This window comes from Luteibacter sp. P4_D7_3, from assembly GCF_056401735.1.
This window is the reverse complement of the sequence record NZ_JBFUIT010000346.1, coordinates 1-4007: the sequence shown is the minus strand read 5'-3', so window position 1 is coordinate 4007 and position 4007 is coordinate 1. Positions and strand designations below refer to the sequence as shown.

Genomic DNA, 4007 nt, shown 5'->3' with positions numbered 1-4007 from the left:
GGTCGCTGTACACCTCGTGGTAGCGGATCACCAGGTAGACGAACGCGTTGTCCCCGGTGCCTTCCACGCGAACCACCTGCGGCTCGGTCAACACGATCTGGCGGCCAAGGCGGTCGATCGCCATGCCAGCGGTGATCCGTACCTGGTTGGCCTGGCTTGCCTGCCAGCTCACCTCCAGCCCGCTGGCGATGCCCCAGGTGTGCAGGCTGCTGTTGACCAGTGCGAGCATCTCCATGTTGTACTGCTGCTCGCACGTGAAATCGGCGGTAAGCAACGACTCGCCGGTGAAGTAGTTGTTGCGCTTGATCGGTGGCCGGCCCTGATCAGACATATGCGATCCACTCCACGGCAATAGGCGCGCCATCTGGCAGCGGGGCGAGCACCGCGGTCAGGGTCAATGTGAACTCGTTTCCGCTGATGTCGCTGATCGCCGTGGCATACGGCAACGTGCCTYGCACGGTGACCATGACCCGCGGCGGCTCGGGGAAAGTCGGTCCCGGCGCCCGATGCGCGCTGTAAGGCACCGTCACGGCGACGCTGTCGCCCTGACGGCGCAGCGCGCCGGACGGCACCATCACCCTGCCCTGCATCGTCCTCGCGCCCTCGGYGCGCAGTGCCTGCGGCATCACCACCGCGGCACCGAGATTGGCCGGCAGCCGGCTGGTCACCGGCATGCGCTGGTCGGTCACGCCGGTGATCCCGCCGTTGGCCATGGCGATCTCCGCCAGCAGCAGGCTATGCGCAGGCAGACCCCCGAGCGTGTCGGCCACGGTGAGCACGCCGGCCATGTTCTGCACGTTGGTCTGCCCGGACACCGGCTGCGCCGTGGTGGGAAAGGAGATACCCACGTAACAGGGATTGGCCGCCGTGGTCGGCACCGTTGCCGCGCCGCTGTTATCCGGCAGCACCACGAAATGGCCCAGATCGTCGAAGCCCGCACCCCCACTCACCGCGAGACTGTTACCGCTCGGGTTGCTCACGAGCAGGCCGTTGAGCACCCCCGGCGTGTAGAGCAGCTGGTTCTGCAGTTGCATCCAGTTGACGAAGTACGACTGCGCTTCGTTCATTAGCGCGGAGGTGAGGAACGTGCCGTCGGTGTAGACCACCGTATAGGCCACGTTCGCCGCGATCACGGGGGTCGGCGGGGACACGGAGACGCCCGCCGGCTGGACGGTAATCGCTTGCGGGGATGGCGGGCTGGTCTGATTCATGGGGGTGATGTCTGCGTGCCCAGGAGGGCGTTGGAGTTGAGTACAGGTTGATAGATCGCATCCGCGCGCAGTGCCGAGGCGCCGAGGATCTGCAACTGGTAGCGTGTCGCTGCCGGCCGCTGGGCATCGAGCACGGTGGTGATCTGCGCGAGCAGCGCCTGTATCTGCTGGATGCCGGTGGCATCGGGCACGAGTTTCGCGTTGCCATACGCCGGCAACACCACTTGCACCACGAACAGCCACGGTGCGTAGCCGGAAACCAGCGGCATACCCGGCTGGTAGGCACAGCGCAGCACGAAGCTACCGGGCTGCGAGGCGTTGTCTTTGAGCAGGATCGGTGGCGGCGCGGGATGGAGTACGTTGACGGTCACGGTGCCATAGACCGGATCGGTGGTGCCCGATGGCTTTACGCAGCTAACCTGCTGCAGCGGAAGGTCGAGCAGCAGGTTCAGCAGCATGCCCAGGCCTTGCGGCGTGCCGCGCAGGCGATACAACGCCATGCTCTGGGCGATCACGTTGCGCTTCTTGTCCAGGTCCCAGGTGCTATCCAGAGGCAGGTCCACCCAGCCGCCCAGCCACGCGAGGAACTCGTCCAGCCACGCGTTGAAAGCGGCTAGCGCATCACTCGAATACAGCGGTGAATCGATATGCCCGTCGAGTGCGCTACCGATCTCGGGCACGCCGATATAGCTGTCGAACCGTTCGAGGATCGCCGTGCCCTTTGCCGGTGGCAAGCCAGAAATCGGCGGAATGAAGGTTTCGTCGCCCGGCGGGAACAGAAAACTGAAGCGGCTGTAGAAAAGGTTACCGATCACGTCTGCGCTGAGGAGGTCCTGGATGCCCTTGCGTCCATCCAGTGTGGTGTCAGCCAGACCGGTGAGCAGCTTCTCGAAGATCAGCAGGTAGTGCGCGAGAAAGTCGTCGTCGGTCCGCGCGAATACGGCCGGCAGGTAGCGCAGGTAGCTCGAAGGCGGCATCGGCGCAGGCTGATTCATGGCGCGACCCTGGCGCGCAACTCGACACAGCGCAGCTGCGGCAGGCCACGGTAGAACGGGCCGGGCGAGCCCGGTGGTAGGTCAGCGAGCAACGCGTTGACACCCAGCTGCGCGTACTCCGGCAGGCGCGCCGTCGGCGTGTAGTCAAGCGTAAGCGATGTCAGTGCGGCCACGCCGGGCACGCTTTCGATCAGCAGCTGCACGCTCTCGGCCACCGGTGCCTCGTTGTACACCCAGCCATCCGGCTGGAAGTAAGCGAACAGCGTCGACAGCACCGCGTCGAGCACGACCAGGGGCAATACGTTCGGTGGGCAGCGCAGCTCGACGTACAGGTTGATCGACGTCAGCTGCGTGGCCCACACGTTGACGCGGTTACCCAGCAGCACGCGCGGCGCGATGTACTGGCGCACGTTGCTCAACAGCACGCTTTCTGCCGTCGCCGCATCGACAGCCGCCTTGGCGGTGGGCGGATCGCGCATGAGGACACGCCGCCACCAGCCGTGGGCATCCGGCACCGTCATGTTTCCGTTGGGCGGGAGACGATAGGCCCAGCTCGCATCGCTCAGCACGTAGAGCTGGGTCGCTTCGCCACGCGCCAGCGCATCGGCGCGCCTGACCTGCAGCGGCGTCGGTGGCGCACGCTTGCTCTTGCCCCAGTTGGCTTCGATCATGCGGTTGGCTTGCAGCGCGAGCGCCTGCACGTCATCCAGCGTCAACGCCAGGTACGGCTCGTCGCGATAGCCCAGCACCGCACGCTGCAGGTCGGCACCGGTGAACGGCGTGCCCGCTTCCACTTTCGCGAGCATCTGGCGCAGGGCTTCGAAAGCGTCGTCGTTATCCAGCACGGCCGCCTGACTGTACGGCGTGACGTTGTCGGAGAAGGCCAGGCCCAGCGCCTGACGCAGGTAGTTCTGCCTGGCCAGCAGCGGAATGGCGTTGGCCTGGTAGAGCAACGATTCGCCAATCCAGCACAACGTCTGCAGCAGCGTGATGCCCGGATCGGACGCGTTGAAATCCGTCCACTGCGTGGTGAATTGCGGAATGCGCCGGATCAGCTCCGCCTGCAAGGCAGCGCTGTCGCGCGTGTCGAGGTTCGGCAGCTCAAACGCCATCGCCAGCCCCYGCCAGTGCTGCGACCGTGGTCGCCGGCGCCGCATAGGCAAGTACGCCGGCACTCCCGAACACGGGTATCTCATGGGGTGCGAGTGTCACGTTGCCGTATTGCCGTCCGTTCACCGACAGGCCGGCGATGCCATTCACCCGCGGATCCTCGCGCAGCCTGTGCGCGATCTGCGCCGACTGCACGGTCTGGCCGAATTCCCAGCCCTGCCCTGCCGGGCCACCGAACACGGGCTGCAGGAAGGCTTCCAACTGCCGCGCCAGGTCCTGCTGCAAGGCGTTGCGCTGGTCCGGTGACACGTTCGTCACGACCTGCGCGACCACGTCGATCGGTACGTAGTGTGGCTCGCGGCAGCGGATCCGCGCAGCGAGCGACGCCAGGCTGCGCGCGCCCAGGTACGCCGCCACTTCGTCCAGCAGTGCCGGCGGTGCATAGGGGCGCGAGGCTCGCGATAATGCCAACACGCTGACCTCGATGCGTCCGTCGCCGGTTTCCACCGCACGGGCACGGCTCACGGCGGGACTGGCGACACGCGCGAGTGTGTCCAGGTCGGCCAGTTGCACAGCGCGGTCGTTCGCTTTTACCTGCGGGGGTGCGGTAGCCGAGAGGTCGTTCACTGTGTCGCCGTTCACCCCGCCCTGCGCCGCGGCGTGGTTGCTCACGCTGGCGATGGTGTCATAG

The 4007-nt window shown here is 66.1% G+C and carries 5 protein-coding genes; all 5 read right to left on the bottom strand.

Annotated elements, in window-relative coordinates; genetic code table 11:
- The coding region (locus AC1DSN_RS19525; RefSeq protein WP_477332339.1) for a hypothetical protein at nt 1-331 on the bottom strand (331 nt) is incomplete at its 3' end.
- Nucleotides 324-1211, bottom strand: coding sequence for a hypothetical protein (locus AC1DSN_RS19520; RefSeq protein WP_477332337.1), 888 nt, complete (start codon nt 1209-1211; stop codon nt 324-326). The genes AC1DSN_RS19525 and AC1DSN_RS19520, both read right to left, overlap by 8 nt.
- Nucleotides 1208-2206 (bottom strand): phage tail protein, encoded by a 999-nt coding sequence (locus AC1DSN_RS19515; RefSeq protein WP_477295853.1) that lies wholly within the window; start codon nt 2204-2206, stop codon nt 1208-1210. The genes AC1DSN_RS19520 and AC1DSN_RS19515 overlap by 4 nt, the downstream gene beginning before the upstream one ends.
- On the bottom strand, nt 2203-3318 hold the full coding sequence (locus tag AC1DSN_RS19510) for a hypothetical protein (protein ID WP_477332335.1): 1116 nt from the start codon (nt 3316-3318) through the stop codon (nt 2203-2205). The genes AC1DSN_RS19515 and AC1DSN_RS19510 overlap by 4 nt, the downstream gene beginning before the upstream one ends.
- Nucleotides 3308-4007 (bottom strand): hypothetical protein (locus AC1DSN_RS19505; RefSeq protein ID WP_477332333.1); only part of this gene is annotated, 700 nt, incomplete at its 5' end. The genes AC1DSN_RS19510 and AC1DSN_RS19505, both read right to left, overlap by 11 nt.

Coding starts and splice junctions, on each gene's coding strand:
- AC1DSN_RS19515 (WP_477295853.1), bottom strand. CDS start 2,206: ATGAATCAGCCTGCGCCGATGCCGCCTTCGAGCTACCTGCGCTACCTG.
- AC1DSN_RS19510 (WP_477332335.1), bottom strand. CDS start 3,318: ATGGCGTTTGAGCTGCCGAACCTCGACACGCGCGACAGCGCTGCCTTG.